The organism is Bacillus safensis (assembly GCF_039619585.1).
Lineage (GTDB): Bacteria > Bacillota > Bacilli > Bacillales > Bacillaceae > Bacillus > Bacillus safensis.
Window position 1 is genome coordinate 1,322,037 of sequence record NZ_CP154909.1, and the last position, 15,217, is coordinate 1,337,253.

A 15,217-nucleotide genomic window follows, 5' to 3' on the forward strand; every position below is an offset into this window, starting at 1 on the left:
TATGACAAGAATTGGTGTAGAACAATCTTTATCCGATGTAGAAGAACTATTGAAGCAAAAAGGGTATGATGTCGTACGTATTCAAAATGAACAGCAAATGGATCAGTGTGACTGTTATGTCGTCACAGGACTAGATTCAAATGTTCTTGGCATTTCAGACACAACAACAAAGGCATCTGTTATTACAGCATCAGGTATGACGGCTGATGAAATTTGTCAAGAAGTAGAACAGCGTGTTCAATAAAACAAGAAAAAGAACCGGTAGATTATGATCCCGGTTCTTTTTGCTCTTTTTCTATATCGAGTACTTCTTTCATTTTTTTGCGCAAGATTCGTTCCACTCGCCATTGCTCCATTGTTTCAGTTTTCGCTATGATGCGCAGCACAAGGGAAGAGGAACCGAACGCCTCTACGCCGACAACTTGAGGACCTTCGATAATTTGCGGAGTTTCCTCCCGCACTTCATCACAGGCAGCTTGAAGGGCTGTGATCATCTGATCGACATTTTCATCCGGTGACAGCTCAATATCAACGAGTGCCTGCATCGTCCCTCTTGAATGATTGCTCACATTCAGTATGCTGCGATTTGGAATGAAATGAAGGGTACCGTCAAAGCTTCGAAGCTGCGTGGTTCTTAGGCCAATTTGTTCGACAATCCCATCAAAGCCAGCGACCGTTATATATTCTCCTACATCAAATTGTTTTTCCAATAATATAAAGAATCCGGTCACAATATCACTCACTAAACCTTGAGCGCCAAAACCGATCGCAAGTCCCACAACGCCCGCACCTGCCAGCAAAGCGGTCGGGTTATAATGAAATAAGTCGAGGATCATCACAACTAGAATAAAAATCAATAAGTAGGCGAAAATATTTAACGTCAAACTTTGCAGTGTCTGAGCTCTTGATAAAGAGACTTCATGCTTTTCAGCGAATGTTGAATAGGCGCGCTTAATCATCTTGTTTCCTATGGCTCTGATGATAAAGTAAATGGCAAAAATGGCGACTAGTTTTAGCAAAATCATACTGCTATTGAGGATAATGGAAACCCAATCTACTTGTTGAAATGCTCTCATAATCTTCAAAACCTTTCTATGTATGCTCTAAAAGAGAAGCTAATCATTTGTTCCCTTATGCAAGTCATGTTAAACTTTTGATAAGTAGAGCAGGAATTGTGACAAATCGTTAATTAAATTTATTATTAATTAATATTGACTAAAAATCGCATAAGTATTATAATTGTAATTGTGAAGTTATTAACTAAATGAGAATTTTAAGTTTTGATTCTCATTTTATATACAGCTAAGAAGACTGTATAAAGATATTATTTTTTGGAGGGATTTACATATGGCAGAGCGTTTTGTAGGAAAACAAGCTCCACGTTTTGAAATGGAAGCAGTACTTGCTAACAAGGAATTTGGTAAAGTAAGTTTAGAGGAAAACATGAAGAATGACAAATGGACAGTTCTTTTCTTCTATCCAATGGATTTCACATTTGTTTGCCCAACTGAAATTACAGCAATGAGCGATCGTTATGACGAGTTCGAAGATTTAGATGCAGAAATCATTGGTGTATCTACTGATACAATCCACACGCATCTTGCTTGGATCAATACAGACCGTAAAGATAATGGTCTAGGTGAATTAAAATACCCGTTAGCTGCTGATACTAACCACACAGTATCTAGAGAATACGGCGTTTTAATCGAAGAAGAAGGAATTGCTCTTCGCGGTTTATTCATCATTAACCCAGAAGGCGAACTACAATACCAAACAGTATTCCACAACAATATCGGTCGTGATGTAGATGAGACATTACGTGTTCTTCAAGCATTACAAACTGGTGGACTTTGCCCAGCGAACTGGAAACCTGGTCAAAAAACACTTTAATTGATAACTGAAGAAACAGGAGGGTCTAACTGATGTTAGACCTTTTTGTTTCGACACATACAATGGATGGAGGCGCTTCATAATGAAATTACGTCAACCAATGCCAGAACTAACTGGTGCAAAAGAATGGTTAAATGGAGAAGTAACAAAAGAAGATTTGATTGGTGACAAACCAACATTGATTCATTTCTGGTCTGTCAGCTGTCATCTTTGTAAAGAGGCAATGCCTCAAGTCAATCAATTCCGTGATGAATACAAGGATCAACTAAACGTTGTGGCAGTTCATATGCCTCGTTCAGAGGATGACCTAGATCTAGAAAAAATCAAAGAAGTTGCGAAAGAGCATGAAATCACGCAGCCAATCTTTGTGGACAGTGATCATCACTTAACAGAAGCCTTTGAAAACGAATATGTACCGGCATATTATGTATTTGATAAAACAGGTGCTTTACGCCACTTCCAAGCCGGCGGAAGCGGAATGAAAATGCTTGAAAAACGTGTCAATCGAGTGCTTTCTGAGTCTGAAAAGGCTGCAGAATAAGCTTTTCCCCCATAAATGGGGGTTTTTTCATGGACAAAAATAGGAAGCATATGGCTTCAGATGAGTTTTTATGTAGGTGTTATTCCTAAGAAAAGAGAAAATGAGGGAGTTTATTAAAAAATATCCCTGAAACAAAAAGGTATAACGACCTATTTACATTTTTGTTTTGAAATGAAAATGTAAAGATTTTAACTTTTTACTATTCAGAACGTTTTTGCACAAAAGAAATTTCAGTTAGGTAAATAACTATATAAATCAAGTAGTATAAGCGTTTATTCAATTTTTTTACAATATTTTAAGATTTGTCAAAAGCCTATAGTGGCAATGAAATGGGTGCCGATTTTTCCTCTTTGGCAAAATTTTAGTTGAAAATACCTATCTGTTAGCAAACTGTAAAATGATAAAAAAATAGTTGATAAAATTAGTTTTCTAATCTAATATTTACTATAGAATATTTTTTATATGATGAGGGGGAAATCCATTGTTTAATGAGAGGGAAGCGTTACGTTTACGATTGGAACAATTAAACGAGGCAGAAGTAAAGGTCATCCGTGAATATCAAATTGAGCGAGATGCGATTTATGCAAAATTAAGAGAATTAGACCGTCAAGGAACAGGTCTAGTGTCAGATACAAAAAAAGAAGTACGTACAGAGAGAAAGACGGATTCACTGCCTGTATTAGCTGAGCTTGCTGCGCAAGAAATGAGAAGCTACCAGCAGCCGGCACAACCACAATCATCATCTTTAGGAACAGGACAGCTAAACGGTGCACCTGTAGGTATTCCTGAAGGATCGACAAGACGCAGAAGAGGCACAGCTCGTCCTGGCTCTAAGGCAGCGAAGCTTCGTGAAGCTGCGATTAAAACGTTAAAACGTCATAATGCAGCGATTAAAAGCTCAGAACTTCAAAAAGAGATCGAAAAAGAGAGCGGTCTTGAAATCCCAAATATGACAACGTTTATGCAAAGCTTAATTAAAATGTACCCTGAAGTGAAGAAGCCTTATCGCGGACAGTATATTTTAGAAGGCGACATTCAAACAGAAGACGAATAAATAAAAAACTGCTGAGCGTAAAAGCCAGCAGTTTTTTATTTCGAGAATTACTTCTTTTGATCAACTGTATAGACAATTTTGCGTTCCTTGGGCAGGTGATCACGCTGTTTTTTGAAGCTGTCGATTTTGACTGTCATGACCTCTCCATTACGCTGCACTGCATCAACGTGTTCCTGAAGTGTTTGAACTTGTTCGTTGAGTTTCTTCAAGATCGGTTCGATTTCTTCTGTCGTTTGCAGGATGCGGTCTCGTGAGAATGGCTGTGCATTTGTTTTTGCTGACTGGTCAATATCAGCAAAATGAGAGGCGATCCATTCTTCGCTTTCTGCTAACTGTTTTTGATAGCTTGTGAGCGTTTCGTAAAAAATCGCTTCTTTTGCTTTTTCTATTTGCAGCAATTTCTCTTGTGTTTCATAAAAACGCTCTTGAAGGTGTCTGACGCCTTCCTGTAATACATGAAACTCTACATTTTTATCGCTCAATGTTTGCTGCAGCTTCTCAATCACTGCGGATAAAGTATTTCCTTTTTTCTCCTCTTTTGCAAGCTGTTTATCTTGATCCTCTATCCGCTCATTTAATTGTTGAGAGATTTCCTTATATTTGACAACTTTCAAATGCAGCCTGTGTTTTTCTTCGGTTTCTTTTCTTCTATGATAGGTTTCCTTTTGCAGCATCTCATGGAGAAGGACAATTTTATGTAATAATTCTGATTTGCTGTAGGAGAGTTCCTGTATTTTTGAGGCAGCATCGTGTTGATCATTGGTCATTTCATCCAATTGTTGTTTTAATTGCGTGAAATCCTTTTTCATCTCATGATATTCTTGAGTTAACTTCTTATTTTTAGAATACGTATATGAGGACTGTAAATCAGAGATCATTTGTTGATATTTGGCAGTTTCAGCTTTTAAGTATAAATTCTCTTGAGATAAATCATGGAATAGGGGAGAAGCATGGCGCCTGTTCATCGATAGACCCTCCTTATTCATGTTACCAATAAAGTATGCGAAAGGAGTGCGATTAGAACAACCATATCAAAGGAGGACTTAGAGGATGCACGTAGTGAATGTAATTTTAGCTGGAGGCGCTTCCAGACGCTTTGGAGAGCCAAAGGCAAGTCATATGTATCAAGGGAAACCATTATATGAGCATGTGAAAGAGCAGCTTTTAGAAGGGCAGACGGTTATCATCAGCCATCCGTCGCTTCTTCCTTTTTTCAAAGCAAGAGGTGAACAAAGTGTGTGGTTAGATGATGAAGAGGTGCGCGGATGCGGACCGCTTGCCGGCATATATACGGCGATGCAAAAGCAAGAGGCAGAATGGTATTTAGTAACGGCATGTGATATGCCTTTCATACGGAAGGAAACGGCGAAAGTATTATCGTCCTATTGCAGCGAGCACGCAGATGCCATTATCCCGCTTGTTCAGGGCAGATTACAGCCTTTATTTGCGCTTTATCACCGCCGCTCTCTGCCTTTTATTCGCGCGTGTTTAAAAGAGAATCAATTTGCCGTCAAGGACTTGCTTCAAAAGCTTCAAGTGCGTATCGTTTCAGAGGAAGAACTGAACGTGACATCAAATGAATTTCGTAATATCAATAAAAGAAGCGATTTACCTGAAAACGGTATGATATGATACATAAAAAACGGTGAGGAGAGAACAGCATTGAATGACCGATATTCAAGACAAATCTTGTTCCCTCCGGTTGGGGAAAAAGGACAGCATGCGCTGGTTGAAAGTCATGTTCTGATCGTTGGAGCCGGTGCTCTTGGTACCGCCTCTGCGGAAGGGCTTGTTCGGTCTGGCATCGGTACGCTGACGATTGTCGATCGTGATTATGTGGAATTTTCAAATTTACAGCGGCAGCAGCTGTACACGGAACATGATGCATACGCACATGTGCCAAAAGCAGCAGCGGCAAAAAAACGTCTCGAGCAGATCAATCATGAAGTGACGATACACGCCCTGATTGAAGATGCAGGGGCGGAGCTGTTAAGGCCGTTATTCCAGAGAGCAGATATCGTCATTGATGCAACAGATAATTTTGAGACAAGAATGGTGATGAATGATTTATCACTAGAAACGAAGACGCCTTGGATATATGGCGCTTGTGTAAGCAGTCAGGGGATGTATATGACCATATTGCCGGATAAAACGCCATGTTTATCATGTGTGTTCACGGCAATGCCTGTTGGCGGCTTGACGTGCGATACAGCGGGGATTATTTCACCTGCCGTTCAAATGGTTTCTGCTTATCAGCAAACAGAGGCACTCAAATATTTAACTGGTCATGAAGAGCAAATCGAGCGGAAATTTGTCACGTTTGATCTTTGGCAGTCTACATCATTTAAAATGGATTTATCTCGCACGAAGCAGAAAGACTGTCCAACTTGCGGCACGGCAAGAACCTATCCTTATTTACATGACCAGCGTAAAAAATCCACGGTGCTTTGTGGACGTGACACCGTTCAAATTGTATCAAAGGATTTAGCAAAACTATCATTTCAGCATATAAAAGAGCGGCTCTCATCTATATGTGAGGTGGAAGTAAACGACTTCTTAATCCATGTACGCTACGAAAACTACCGAATGGTCTGTTTCAAAGGGGGACGTGCATTAATCCATGGAACAAATGATGAAAAAGAAGCCAATTCATTACTAGCAAGACTGCTAGGGATATAGGAGTGAAGTGTGATGGAAAGACGGCAGCCAATACAAGTAGAAGAGGCCATAAAGAAAGTCCACCAATACGAAAAACATGGAGAAATAGAATGGGTCCCTTTAAAGGACAGCCTTGGACGGTTTATTGCAGAAGATATTTTGGCAGACCATGATGTTCCGGCATTTGATCGTTCTCCGTATGATGGCTTTGCACTTCGGGCAGAAGATACAAAAGAAGCATCAAGCGAGCATCCAGTTGAATTCGAAGTCATTGATCATATTGGTGCAGGAATGGTCTCAGCAAAAACCATCGGTCCCTTTCAGGCCATTCGTATTATGACAGGAGCAAAAATTCCAAATGGCGCAAATGTCGTTATCATGATTGAACTGACGAAGACTTTTGAAAAAGGCGGCAAATCATTCATGTCACTGAAAAGACCGCTGAAAAAGGGAGACAATATTTCTCGTCAAGGAGAAGAGGTACTCAAAGGAAACGTGATGGTCAACAAAGGAACAGATGTCACTCCTGGCGTCACGGCTCTATTGGCGACATTCGGATATGCGGTAGTGCCAGTTGTCAAAAAACCGGTGATTGGCATTATCTCAACAGGCACAGAGCTTCTTCAAGTAAGTGATGCCATGGTGGACGGCAAGATTAGAAATAGTAATCTTAGTATGGTCTATGCGCAGGTACTTGAGGCCGGAGCTGAGCCGCTTGATTTAGGCGGAGTCTCCGATGACTTTGACAAAAGTTATCATGCAGTAAAAGCAGCCATGAGCAAGGTAGACATTCTGATCACAACAGGCGGTGTGTCAGTGGGCGATTTTGACTTTCTGCCTGCCATTTATGAAAAACTGGGAGCCAAGGTGCTGTTTAATAAAGTAGCCATGAGACCTGGAAGTGTGACGACTGTGGCTGCAATGCCAAATGGTCAATTGCTGTTTGGGCTGTCCGGAAATCCTGCTGCCTGTTTTGTGGGCTTTGAATTATTTGTGAAGCCGATCATCTATAAATGGTATATGAAAGAAAATCCATTTCCCGCTTTTGCTGAGGCGAAACTCACACATGATTTTCCAAAAGCCAATCCGTTTACTCGTTTTGTCAGGGCTGCCCTTCAATTCACTGGCAGTCACATCAGTGTGACTCCGACAGGTCTTGATAAATCAAGTGCAGTGACCTCTATTGCAGAGGCTAATTGTTTCATCGTGCTGCCTGGGGGAACAAGAGGTTTTCAAGCAGGTGATCAAGTTGCTGTTCTGCTGTTTCAGCACAAAGGCGGTGGTTCCTCGTGCTGGATGACAAATTAAGCATATTACAGGTGGTCGGTTATCAAAATAGCGGCAAGACCACGTTGATCGAAAAGCTCTGTCAGCTGGCTGAACGTGAAGGGCTGAAGCTAGGCTGCTTTAAACACCATGGACATGGCGGGACACCAGATCGTCTTTTCAAAGAAAAAGATACCGATCGATATGTACAAGCAGGGGCATATGCCGCAGGTGTTGAAGGAGAGGGTGAATTTCACTTTTCGATGCAGCACATCACGTTAGAGCAGCTGCTCAGCATGTGTCAGCATCTTCCGTTAGACGCAGTGCTCATAGAGGGGTACAAACAGGCGACTTATCGCAAAATCGTTTGTGTAAAGAATGAAGAGGAGCTTATTGACCTTTCAACTCTTTCTAATATACAAGCAGCTATTTATTTTTCTCAAGAGGATCCATTAACCGAAAATTACCCGTTTCCTGTGTTTTCATCTTTTGATAAGCGCGGGATGACATTTGCTTTTCACTTATTGAAGGGAGGCGGCACGTTTTGAGCGAACTTTTTAAAATAACAAAAACACCGATTGAGGTAAACGAATTGATTCAGCATGTGACAAGACGAAAGGCAGGAGCGATTACAACGTTTATCGGGACGGTCAGAGAATGGACAAACGGCAAGAAAACATTGCGTTTAACGTACGAAGCATACATACCAATGGCGGAAAGCATGCTAAGGCAGATTGGACAAGAAATGAAGAATCGGTGGCCTGACACTGAAGCAGCGATTGTGCACCGTATTGGAACACTTGAGATAACGGATATTGCTGTTGCGATCGCCGTTTCTTCTCCTCATAGGAAGGCTGCCTACGAAGCCAATGAATATGCTATTGAACGAATCAAGGAAATCGTTCCTATTTGGAAAAAAGAATATTGGGAAGATGGAGAGGCCTGGATAGGTAATCAGCTTGAAACGGTTTCATATCCAGAAGGTAAACCTAGCCATCTTCAACTTGCAGAGAAAGAAGGTGATCAGCATGATTAATGTGTTATTGTTCGCCGGCCTTGCTGAGAAGGCCGGGAAACAACAAATCATCATTCAAAAAGAACAAACAACGGTTGATGAGATTAAAATAGAATTACAGGAGGTATATGGTGTTGATGCTGCACAAAATGTAATGGTTGCAGTCAACGAAATATATACGAGGGAAAATGCTGAAGTGCGTAGCGGGGACACTGTTGCACTCATTCCTCCTGTAAGTGGTGGATAATAGATATTAGAGGATTTGGTTATGGCCGCCCGGCTGTAACCAATTTTTTATGTGTGAAAAGTTTGTAGAGGTACTTGGGTATGATCTTCGTAAATAAAACATCCCCTTCTTGCTTTAGAAATGTGAGGATCGAGCTGCTGAATGAGATCATACAATTCGCTGATTCGTCTCACATTGAAATCTGTTTGGGCTTGAAGCTGTTCCTTTAATTCTTTTGTGCTCACAATGCTTCCCTTTTTCTCTTTGATAATATCTACACATCTTGCAGCGTAGTATATTTTGTCGTTAGAAGGTCTGCTTTCTTTCATATCAAGTAATTTGAGCTCATGATAAATCGATTCTCTTTCCTTTCGAAAGTATTGCCATGCTTCTTGTTCCTTTTCATACAGTAAAATCAATTGCATTTTCAATTTTTCTCTTAACATTCACTTGACTCCATTTCCACTATCATTTAACCTACCTCTATTTTACATTATATGAAAAAATAACTTTTGATCAAGTAAAATCCCTTTATTTTTAATTTTTTAATATGAAAGTATTGATACTAAAGACTTATTTGTTCTGTAAAAGAAACCAATCATAGTCCTATAAAGCCGGGATTTGTCCAAATTACTAGGATTATTTTAACAAAAAATTGTTGTGTCTATCTAAGACCATGCGAATCCAAAAGAAAAGGATATTTATTCCGAAAAACATATTGTTTACTTAATAAAATGTTTTTAAGTCAGTAAAAGCACGATTCTTGATATGAATATGGTCGGATCATGGGGTCATTTGAAGGGTTTCATTCGTGAAAATAGAATAATAGATAAAATTTTTTCTCAACGAAAATAAGAAAATCAAATGATCGATCACTTATTGGCAATCTTTTGATAAAATAGAAAGAAAAAGAGCGTCATTGTGCGTTTGCATATTTGCTTGACATAGAGAGGATGACATTTGGTGAAAGAAAACATGCAAAAACCTACGATCATTGGAGTGAGCACAAGACCATCAGAGCACCTGAAAAGAGTATGGGAAAATCCAGTTGTTTGGTGGCCTTTATCTTGTGTGCTTATTTTAACAGTTGTTGTGACTTATTTGTCTGAGCTCGTAAATAAGGGAATGTGGGCAGATTTAAGTTTGCCGGTACCTGTTGTTTATGTGGTGACGCTCATTGGTCTGGTATTTGGGATTGTCATCAATGCTGCTATATATAAGTTCATCGTATTTTTAGCGAAAGGTGATGCATCATTTCGGCAGCTGTTTTCAGCGGTTCTGTTCATTACACCCGTTACGATCATTGGGACGATTATTTCTCATTTGGCAGTAATCCTTTTTCATGTTCCAAAAGATGTCACGGTTACTTCGTTAAACGCACTCATTCGAATTTCTGGTCCATGGCATGCGGTGTTAGCCAATATCGATCTATTTGTGATCTGGAATCTTGTTTTAACAGGCTTTTTATTCATCCAAGTTGGGCGTATATCACCGAGAATTTCTTGGGTGATTATAGGCGTCTTTTATATCTTATCGTTAATTTTTCAATATGTAGGAACAGCAATTAACATATCAGTAAGCTGGGGGTAGAATGTTTTTATGAGAAAGAAAATCATCATCGGATCTATTTTAATTATTGTGATTGGACTATTTATTGGATTTAATATTGCGAAAAACCAAGCAAAGCCTGTTTCTACAGCAGCGATTAAAACAGTCAAACTCACGCCGAAAGAAATCACATCTACGGTGATGACACCCGGGACACTTTCATTCTCTGAAGAGCAGTTCATCTATGAAGAAGAGGAAAAGGGGAAATTGAAGGGAATTGCTGTGAAAGAAGGGGAAAAGGTAAAGGCTGGAACGCCGCTTCTTACATATGAAAACAAGGAACTGGAGCTTGAGGAGCAGCAGCAAGCATTAGCCGCTGAGTCAAGTACATTAAAATTGGAACAATTGCAAAATAGGCTGAGTGAATTAGATGAGAAAAAAGCAGGCGGTTCTGACGCTAATGCCAAAAGCGAGCGAGATCAGCTTCAATTAGAACTGAAAGCGGCTGAATTAGAACAAAAGCAAGCAAAGATCAGCCAAGAAAAAGTAAAGGCGCAAATAGAAGATTTAACCGTACATAGTAAAATTGATGGAACAGTGATTTCCATTGAGCAAGAGGCCGGAGCAGGGGGGCCGGAAGATAGGCAGCCGATCATCCATATTGGTAATGAGAAAAAAATGATCGTGCGGGGTTTGATCTCAGAGTATGATGCCATCAAAATCAAAAAGAAACAAAAAGTGAAGGTAACGTCTGATGTCATTCGCGGGAAGAGCTGGCAAGGAGTCGTGAAAAAAGTAGGTGCTGTTCCTGTCCAGACTGCGGCCGAAACAACTTCGAGCGATCAAACGGTTCAATATCCTGTTGAAGTTGAAATAAAGGGGAAGAAACCTGAGGCGAAGCCTGGTTTTAAAATGATCATGGAAATTGAAACAGATAAGCGCCAGGCGCAAACAATTCCTGAAACAGCAGTAAAAAAAGAGACTGATGGACAATACGTTTATGTTGTTCGAGAAAATGTACTGAAAAAAGTAAAAGTGGTCATAGGGGAAACGTCAGGTCATGATCTTGAAGTGACAAAAGGTGTCAAGGCAGAGGACCAAATCATTGCTCATAGAGCAGATGACATGTATGACGGAATGGAAGTGAATGCTGAATGATTCAGCTTTCCAACGTAACAAAAAGCTATGAGGTCGCACACGAAACATTTGATGTATTAAGTGACATGAATCTTGTCATTGAAAAAGGTGAGTATATGTCCATTATGGGCCCGTCAGGCTCTGGAAAGTCAACATTAATGAATATTATTGGCTGTTTAGACCGTCCGACGACGGGACAATATCATTTTCAAGGTACAGAGCTGTCAGCAGCAAAGGATCAAGAGCTCGCGGTTATTCGAAATCAATCCATTGGATTTGTTTTTCAGCAATTTCACCTCTTGCCAAGGTTAAATGCGAGACGCAATGTTGAACTTCCGATGATTTACGCTGGGATCAGCCAAAAGGAAAGAAAAGAACGTGCGGAATTGGCACTTGAAAAGGTTGGTTTGGCAGATCGAATGAAACATATGCCAAGTGAGTTGTCAGGAGGACAAAAGCAAAGGGTGGCAATTGCACGAGCGATTGTCAATAAGCCTCAGCTTATTTTGGCAGACGAACCGACTGGTGCTCTCGACTCAAAAACAAGCATGTCAATTATGGAACAGTTTACACAGCTGAATGAGGAAGGGACAACGATTGTGCTTGTCACCCATGAAGAAGAAATAGCTGCTTATACAAACCGTACGGTCGTTGTGAGAGATGGACGGCTTGTTGAAGATAGATGGATGCAAGGGGACGCTATGAATGAAACTCTTTGAAAATATCAAAATAGCGCTGAATTCGGTTTTAGCTCATAAATTACGTTCTATTTTAACGATGCTTGGGATTATTATTGGTGTTGGATCAGTCATTGCAGTCGTGGCGATCGGTCAAGGCGGTGAGCAAATGTTAAAAGGATCGATTTCAGGTCCAAACAATACCATTGATATGACATATACGCCTTCTGACGAAGAGTTAAATGCAAATCCAAATGCTTTATTCGAAGCCTCATTTACTGAGGAAGACATAAAAAGCATTAGGACAATCAATGGGGTGAAGCAGGTCGCTTCCTCGACTGCACAAGGAATGCAGCTGAGATTTCAAGATACGACAGTTGATGCGACAGTTAACGGCATAAATGAGGGGTATACGGATGTACATTCATTACAAATCGCAGAAGGAAAGAATTTAAGAGATATTGACTTTAGAAGCGGCAGAAGAGCTGCCCTCATCTCGGATGGCTTACAAAAAGAACTATTCAATGGACAAAAGGCATTAGGTGAACTGATTTGGATGAACGGACAGCCAGTTGAAGTCATCGGTGTGTTAGCAAAACAGAAAGGGATGTTTTCATTTGATATGAATGAATTATATGTCCCATTTGCGATGCTCACCTCCACATTTGGTATGAATGAATATGATAAGTTGTCTATTCAAGTCGCACATGCGGATCAAATGAAGGAAGTAGGAAAGAGCGCGGCTGCCATATTAAATGAAAATCATCATACAGAAGATGCTTACGAAATGATCAATATGGAAGAAATCGCAGAAGGGATCGGTCAAATAACGTCCGTTATGACAACGATCATTGGCTCAATAGCCGGAATCTCTTTACTTGTCGGCGGCATCGGTGTGATGAATATTATGCTCGTTTCTGTGACAGAGAGGACAAGAGAAATCGGTATTCGAAAGGCGATGGGCGCAACAAGGGCGCAAATTCTCGTTCAGTTTTTAATTGAGTCTGTCGTTTTAACACTCATCGGCGGGCTGATGGGAATTGCACTTGGTTTAGGCGGTGCTTCGCTAGTTTCACTATTTGCCGGCTGGCCGTCTCTCGTATCTTGGCAAGTGGTTTGTGGAGGCGTACTGTTTAGTATGCTCATTGGTATTGTTTTTGGGTTAATTCCTGCGAATAAAGCAGCGAGACTAGACCCTATTGAATCGCTCAGGTATGAATAATTCGGAGAAGAAAAAAGCACAAACGTTTTACATTCGCCTTCATTACCCATCAAAAGCTTTTATGCAAATCGCATAAAAGCTTTTTTTAGTTCCATTGAATGAAATAAAAAATGATAGAAATGCTAATATCATGACTTTCATCTTAATGTCACATATTTTTCAGTTTACAAATGGTACATATAAAGGTAAGATGACCATGGTGAAAGATTTTGATAGTTATTGAATGTATTTGATTGTTTTGTATTGATAATGTTGAAAAAAGCGATTACAATAAAGGTGCGCGCAAAATGAATACGTTTTCAAAAGGGGTGTTCTCATGTTAACACCGGAAAGACATCAACTCATTATCGACAGCTTAGAAGAAAATGATGTCATTAAAATACAGGACTTAACGATGATGACGGATGCGTCTGAATCTACAATTAGAAGAGATTTATCAGCCCTTGAAGAAAAAGGATTTCTGAAAAGGGTTCATGGAGGAGCGGCCAAGGTTTCGAGTATTCGCCTTGAACCAGATGTATTTGAGAAATCTGCCAAAAACCTTCAAGAAAAGTCATTGGTAGCAGAGGCAGCGGCATCTCTTTTAAAACAGGGCGACTGTATTTATTTAGATGCAGGTACAACCACACAGCAAATGATTGAATATATCGATCCAGATCAAGATATTGTCGTGGTGACAAACGGTGTGATGCACATTGAAGCACTCATGAGAAAAGGCATTACCTTTTACTTGACAGGCGGATCAGTGAAACATCGAACAGGAGCCATGGTGGGAGCCTCAGCTTTGACAGCGATGGAAAATTATCGTTTTGACAAAAGCTTTGTTGGGACAAACGGCATTCATCCCGAGGCGGGTTTTACAACACCTGATCCAGAGGAAGCACTCATGAAAAAAAGAGCCATGAAACAGGCGAAAAAAACCTATATCTTATCAGATGCCTCGAAGTTTGGCGAAATATCGTTTTCAACCTTTGCTAGTTTACAGGAAGCCACCATTATCACAAACGACGCAAAAGAGGATTCATTCGATAATTACCATGAAAAAACGGTTATAAAGGTAGTGAAAACATGATTTATACAGTTACTTTAAACCCATCAGTTGATTACATTGTACACGTGGAGGATTTTGCAGTCGGCGGTTTAAATCGTTCAACCTATGATCAAAAATATCCAGGTGGTAAAGGAATTAATGTCTCAAGGCTATTAAAACGTCACGGTGTTGAATCAAAAGCACTTGGATTCATTGGTGGATTTACAGGCAAATATATTCAAGATTTTTTACAGAACGAACAATTACAAACAGCCTTTCACGAGGTGTCAGAAGATACAAGAATTAATGTGAAACTAAAAACAGGTGAAGAGACAGAAATCAACGGACTCGGCCCATCAATTACTGAAGCGCAATTTGAGTCATTTCTATCTCAATTTTCTTCATTAACTGAAGGAGATGTCGTGGTTTTAGCTGGCAGCATTCCTTCTTCATTACCTCATAACACATATGAGCGTATTGCTGAAGTTTGCCGTGAGCAAGGTGTAAGAGTTGTTCTTGATATTTCTGGCGAAGCGTTAAAAAAAGCAGCTGACATGAAACCATTCTTAATGAAGCCAAATCATCATGAACTGGGTGAAATGTTTGAGACGAGTATTTCATCAGCAGAAGAAGCAATTCCTTATGGGAAAAAGCTGTTAGAACAAGGTGCTGAACATGTCATCGTCTCCATGGCTGGAGATGGCGCCCTTTTATTCAGTAAAGAAGGAATCTATCAGTCCAATGTTCCAAAGGGAACGCTCGTTAATTCAGTTGGAGCAGGAGATTCAGTCGTTGCAGGGTTTTTAGCCGGCGTTTCAAAAGGCCTTTCAATTGAAGATTCATTTAAGCTTGGTGTTACTTCAGGAAGCGCTACAGCCTTTTCTGAGGAGCTTGGCACAAAAGAGCTTGTTGACACACTATTACCACAAGTAAAAGTCACACGCATTTAAAGG

19 protein-coding genes are annotated in these 15,217 nt (G+C 40.2%); 16 read left to right on the forward strand and 3 right to left on the reverse strand.

What is annotated here, in order from left to right; genetic code table 11:
* Position 1 precedes the first annotated feature (1 nt).
* Positions 2-244, forward strand: coding sequence for a YkuS family protein (locus AAYR28_RS06735; protein WP_024424725.1), 243 nt, complete (start codon positions 2-4; stop codon positions 242-244).
* A 22-nt stretch (positions 245-266) separates the two neighbouring features.
* Here the strand turns inward: AAYR28_RS06735 and AAYR28_RS06740 are convergent, their stop codons facing one another.
* Positions 267-1,076, reverse strand: a complete 810-nt coding sequence (locus tag AAYR28_RS06740) for a mechanosensitive ion channel family protein (RefSeq protein ID WP_024424726.1) — start codon at positions 1,074-1,076, stop codon at positions 267-269.
* A 271-nt stretch (positions 1,077-1,347) separates the two neighbouring features.
* On the opposite strand from AAYR28_RS06740, the gene ahpA reads away from it, so the two are divergent.
* The 3 genes from ahpA to rok all read left to right on the forward strand — a co-directional run bounded on the left by ahpA (position 1,348) and on the right by rok (position 3,485).
* On the forward strand, positions 1,348-1,890 hold the full coding sequence (gene ahpA, locus AAYR28_RS06745; protein ID WP_003211758.1) for a biofilm-specific peroxidase AhpA: 543 nt from the start codon (positions 1,348-1,350) through the stop codon (positions 1,888-1,890).
* Positions 1,891-1,972: 82 nt separating this feature from the next.
* Positions 1,973-2,431 (forward strand): TlpA family protein disulfide reductase, encoded by a 459-nt coding sequence (locus tag AAYR28_RS06750; RefSeq protein ID WP_024424727.1) that lies wholly within the window; start codon positions 1,973-1,975, stop codon positions 2,429-2,431.
* A 481-nt stretch (positions 2,432-2,912) separates the two neighbouring features.
* Positions 2,913-3,485 carry a transcriptional regulator Rok gene (gene rok / locus AAYR28_RS06755; RefSeq protein ID WP_024426871.1) on the forward strand — a complete coding sequence of 191 codons (573 nt, stop codon included), beginning with the start codon at positions 2,913-2,915 and terminating at the stop codon, positions 3,483-3,485.
* A gap of 47 nt (positions 3,486-3,532) precedes the next feature.
* Here rok and AAYR28_RS06760 read toward each other — a convergent pair whose 3' ends face one another.
* Positions 3,533-4,450 carry a sigmaE regulated sporulation protein gene (locus AAYR28_RS06760; RefSeq protein ID WP_345808957.1) on the reverse strand — a complete coding sequence of 306 codons (918 nt, stop codon included), beginning with the start codon at positions 4,448-4,450 and terminating at the stop codon, positions 3,533-3,535.
* Between the two features lie 85 nt (positions 4,451-4,535).
* Between AAYR28_RS06760 and AAYR28_RS06765 the strand changes: the two genes are divergently transcribed.
* From AAYR28_RS06765 to moaD, 6 genes are read left to right on the forward strand one after another with little or no spacing between them, the layout of a single operon-like run.
* Positions 4,536-5,117, forward strand: coding sequence for a molybdenum cofactor guanylyltransferase (locus tag AAYR28_RS06765; protein WP_125586281.1), 582 nt, complete (start codon positions 4,536-4,538; stop codon positions 5,115-5,117).
* Between the two features lie 30 nt (positions 5,118-5,147).
* Positions 5,148-6,164 (forward strand): thiazole biosynthesis adenylyltransferase ThiF, encoded by a 1,017-nt coding sequence (locus tag AAYR28_RS06770; RefSeq protein ID WP_254001672.1) that lies wholly within the window; start codon positions 5,148-5,150, stop codon positions 6,162-6,164.
* A gap of 9 nt (positions 6,165-6,173) precedes the next feature.
* Positions 6,174-7,451: a molybdopterin molybdotransferase MoeA gene (locus AAYR28_RS06775; RefSeq protein ID WP_034281604.1), complete on the forward strand. Its 1,278-nt coding sequence runs from the start codon at positions 6,174-6,176 to the stop codon at positions 7,449-7,451.
* On the forward strand, positions 7,433-7,957 hold the full coding sequence (gene mobB, locus AAYR28_RS06780; RefSeq protein ID WP_081125261.1) for a molybdopterin-guanine dinucleotide biosynthesis protein B: 525 nt from the start codon (positions 7,433-7,435) through the stop codon (positions 7,955-7,957). The genes AAYR28_RS06775 and mobB overlap by 19 nt, the downstream gene beginning before the upstream one ends.
* Positions 7,954-8,445 (forward strand): molybdenum cofactor biosynthesis protein MoaE, encoded by a 492-nt coding sequence (locus AAYR28_RS06785; protein WP_034281605.1) that lies wholly within the window; start codon positions 7,954-7,956, stop codon positions 8,443-8,445. Before mobB ends, AAYR28_RS06785 begins: the two co-directional genes overlap by 4 nt.
* Entirely contained in the window at positions 8,438-8,671 is a 234-nt protein-coding gene (gene moaD / locus AAYR28_RS06790; protein ID WP_034281607.1) for a molybdopterin converting factor subunit 1, read from the forward strand. Before AAYR28_RS06785 ends, moaD begins: the two co-directional genes overlap by 8 nt.
* A 47-nt stretch (positions 8,672-8,718) precedes the next feature.
* On the opposite strand, the gene AAYR28_RS06795 is transcribed toward moaD, so the two are convergent.
* Complete coding sequence (locus tag AAYR28_RS06795; RefSeq protein WP_034281609.1) at positions 8,719-9,096, reverse strand: hypothetical protein; 378 nt, start codon at positions 9,094-9,096, stop codon at positions 8,719-8,721.
* 517 nt (positions 9,097-9,613) lie between these two features.
* Between AAYR28_RS06795 and AAYR28_RS06800 the strand changes: the two genes are divergently transcribed.
* From AAYR28_RS06800 to pfkB, 6 genes are all read left to right on the forward strand, one after another.
* Positions 9,614-10,240, forward strand: a complete 627-nt coding sequence (locus AAYR28_RS06800) for a YIP1 family protein (protein ID WP_101677442.1) — start codon at positions 9,614-9,616, stop codon at positions 10,238-10,240.
* Between the two features lie 9 nt (positions 10,241-10,249).
* Positions 10,250-11,356 carry an efflux RND transporter periplasmic adaptor subunit gene (locus AAYR28_RS06805; protein WP_264316086.1) on the forward strand — a complete coding sequence of 369 codons (1,107 nt, stop codon included), beginning with the start codon at positions 10,250-10,252 and terminating at the stop codon, positions 11,354-11,356.
* Positions 11,353-12,054, forward strand: coding sequence for an ABC transporter ATP-binding protein (locus AAYR28_RS06810; RefSeq protein WP_034281612.1), 702 nt, complete (start codon positions 11,353-11,355; stop codon positions 12,052-12,054). Before AAYR28_RS06805 ends, AAYR28_RS06810 begins: the two co-directional genes overlap by 4 nt.
* Positions 12,041-13,234, forward strand: a complete 1,194-nt coding sequence (locus tag AAYR28_RS06815) for an ABC transporter permease (protein ID WP_034281613.1) — start codon at positions 12,041-12,043, stop codon at positions 13,232-13,234. The genes AAYR28_RS06810 and AAYR28_RS06815 overlap by 14 nt, the downstream gene beginning before the upstream one ends.
* A 316-nt stretch (positions 13,235-13,550) precedes the next feature.
* The gene (locus AAYR28_RS06820; RefSeq protein ID WP_034281614.1) at positions 13,551-14,306 is read left to right on the forward strand and encodes a DeoR/GlpR family DNA-binding transcription regulator; all 756 of its coding nucleotides are present in this window, start codon (positions 13,551-13,553) and stop codon (positions 14,304-14,306) included.
* On the forward strand, positions 14,303-15,214 hold the full coding sequence (gene pfkB / locus AAYR28_RS06825; RefSeq protein WP_025092362.1) for a 1-phosphofructokinase: 912 nt from the start codon (positions 14,303-14,305) through the stop codon (positions 15,212-15,214). Before AAYR28_RS06820 ends, pfkB begins: the two co-directional genes overlap by 4 nt.
* Positions 15,215-15,217: the final 3 nt, after the last annotated feature.

What these genes read in the sequence shown, in the direction of transcription:
- AAYR28_RS06740 (WP_024424726.1), bottom strand. Translation starts at nt 1,076, where the DNA reads ATGAGAGCATTTCAACAAGTAGATTGGGTTTCCATTATCCTCAATAGC.
- ahpA (WP_003211758.1), top strand. Translation starts at nt 1,348, where the DNA reads ATGGCAGAGCGTTTTGTAGGAAAACAAGCTCCACGTTTTGAAATGGAA.
- AAYR28_RS06735 (WP_024424725.1), top strand. Translation starts at nt 2, where the DNA reads ATGACAAGAATTGGTGTAGAACAATCTTTATCCGATGTAGAAGAACTA.
- AAYR28_RS06805 (WP_264316086.1), top strand. Translation starts at nt 10,250, where the DNA reads ATGAGAAAGAAAATCATCATCGGATCTATTTTAATTATTGTGATTGGA.
- AAYR28_RS06820 (WP_034281614.1), top strand. Translation starts at nt 13,551, where the DNA reads ATGTTAACACCGGAAAGACATCAACTCATTATCGACAGCTTAGAAGAA.
- AAYR28_RS06795 (WP_034281609.1), bottom strand. Translation starts at nt 9,096, where the DNA reads ATGTTAAGAGAAAAATTGAAAATGCAATTGATTTTACTGTATGAAAAG.
- moaD (WP_034281607.1), top strand. Translation starts at nt 8,438, where the DNA reads ATGATTAATGTGTTATTGTTCGCCGGCCTTGCTGAGAAGGCCGGGAAA.
- AAYR28_RS06765 (WP_125586281.1), top strand. Translation starts at nt 4,536, where the DNA reads ATGCACGTAGTGAATGTAATTTTAGCTGGAGGCGCTTCCAGACGCTTT.
- AAYR28_RS06750 (WP_024424727.1), top strand. Translation starts at nt 1,973, where the DNA reads ATGAAATTACGTCAACCAATGCCAGAACTAACTGGTGCAAAAGAATGG.
- AAYR28_RS06810 (WP_034281612.1), top strand. Translation starts at nt 11,353, where the DNA reads ATGATTCAGCTTTCCAACGTAACAAAAAGCTATGAGGTCGCACACGAA.
- AAYR28_RS06760 (WP_345808957.1), bottom strand. Translation starts at nt 4,450, where the DNA reads ATGAACAGGCGCCATGCTTCTCCCCTATTCCATGATTTATCTCAAGAG.
- AAYR28_RS06815 (WP_034281613.1), top strand. Translation starts at nt 12,041, where the DNA reads ATGAAACTCTTTGAAAATATCAAAATAGCGCTGAATTCGGTTTTAGCT.
- pfkB (WP_025092362.1), top strand. Translation starts at nt 14,303, where the DNA reads ATGATTTATACAGTTACTTTAAACCCATCAGTTGATTACATTGTACAC.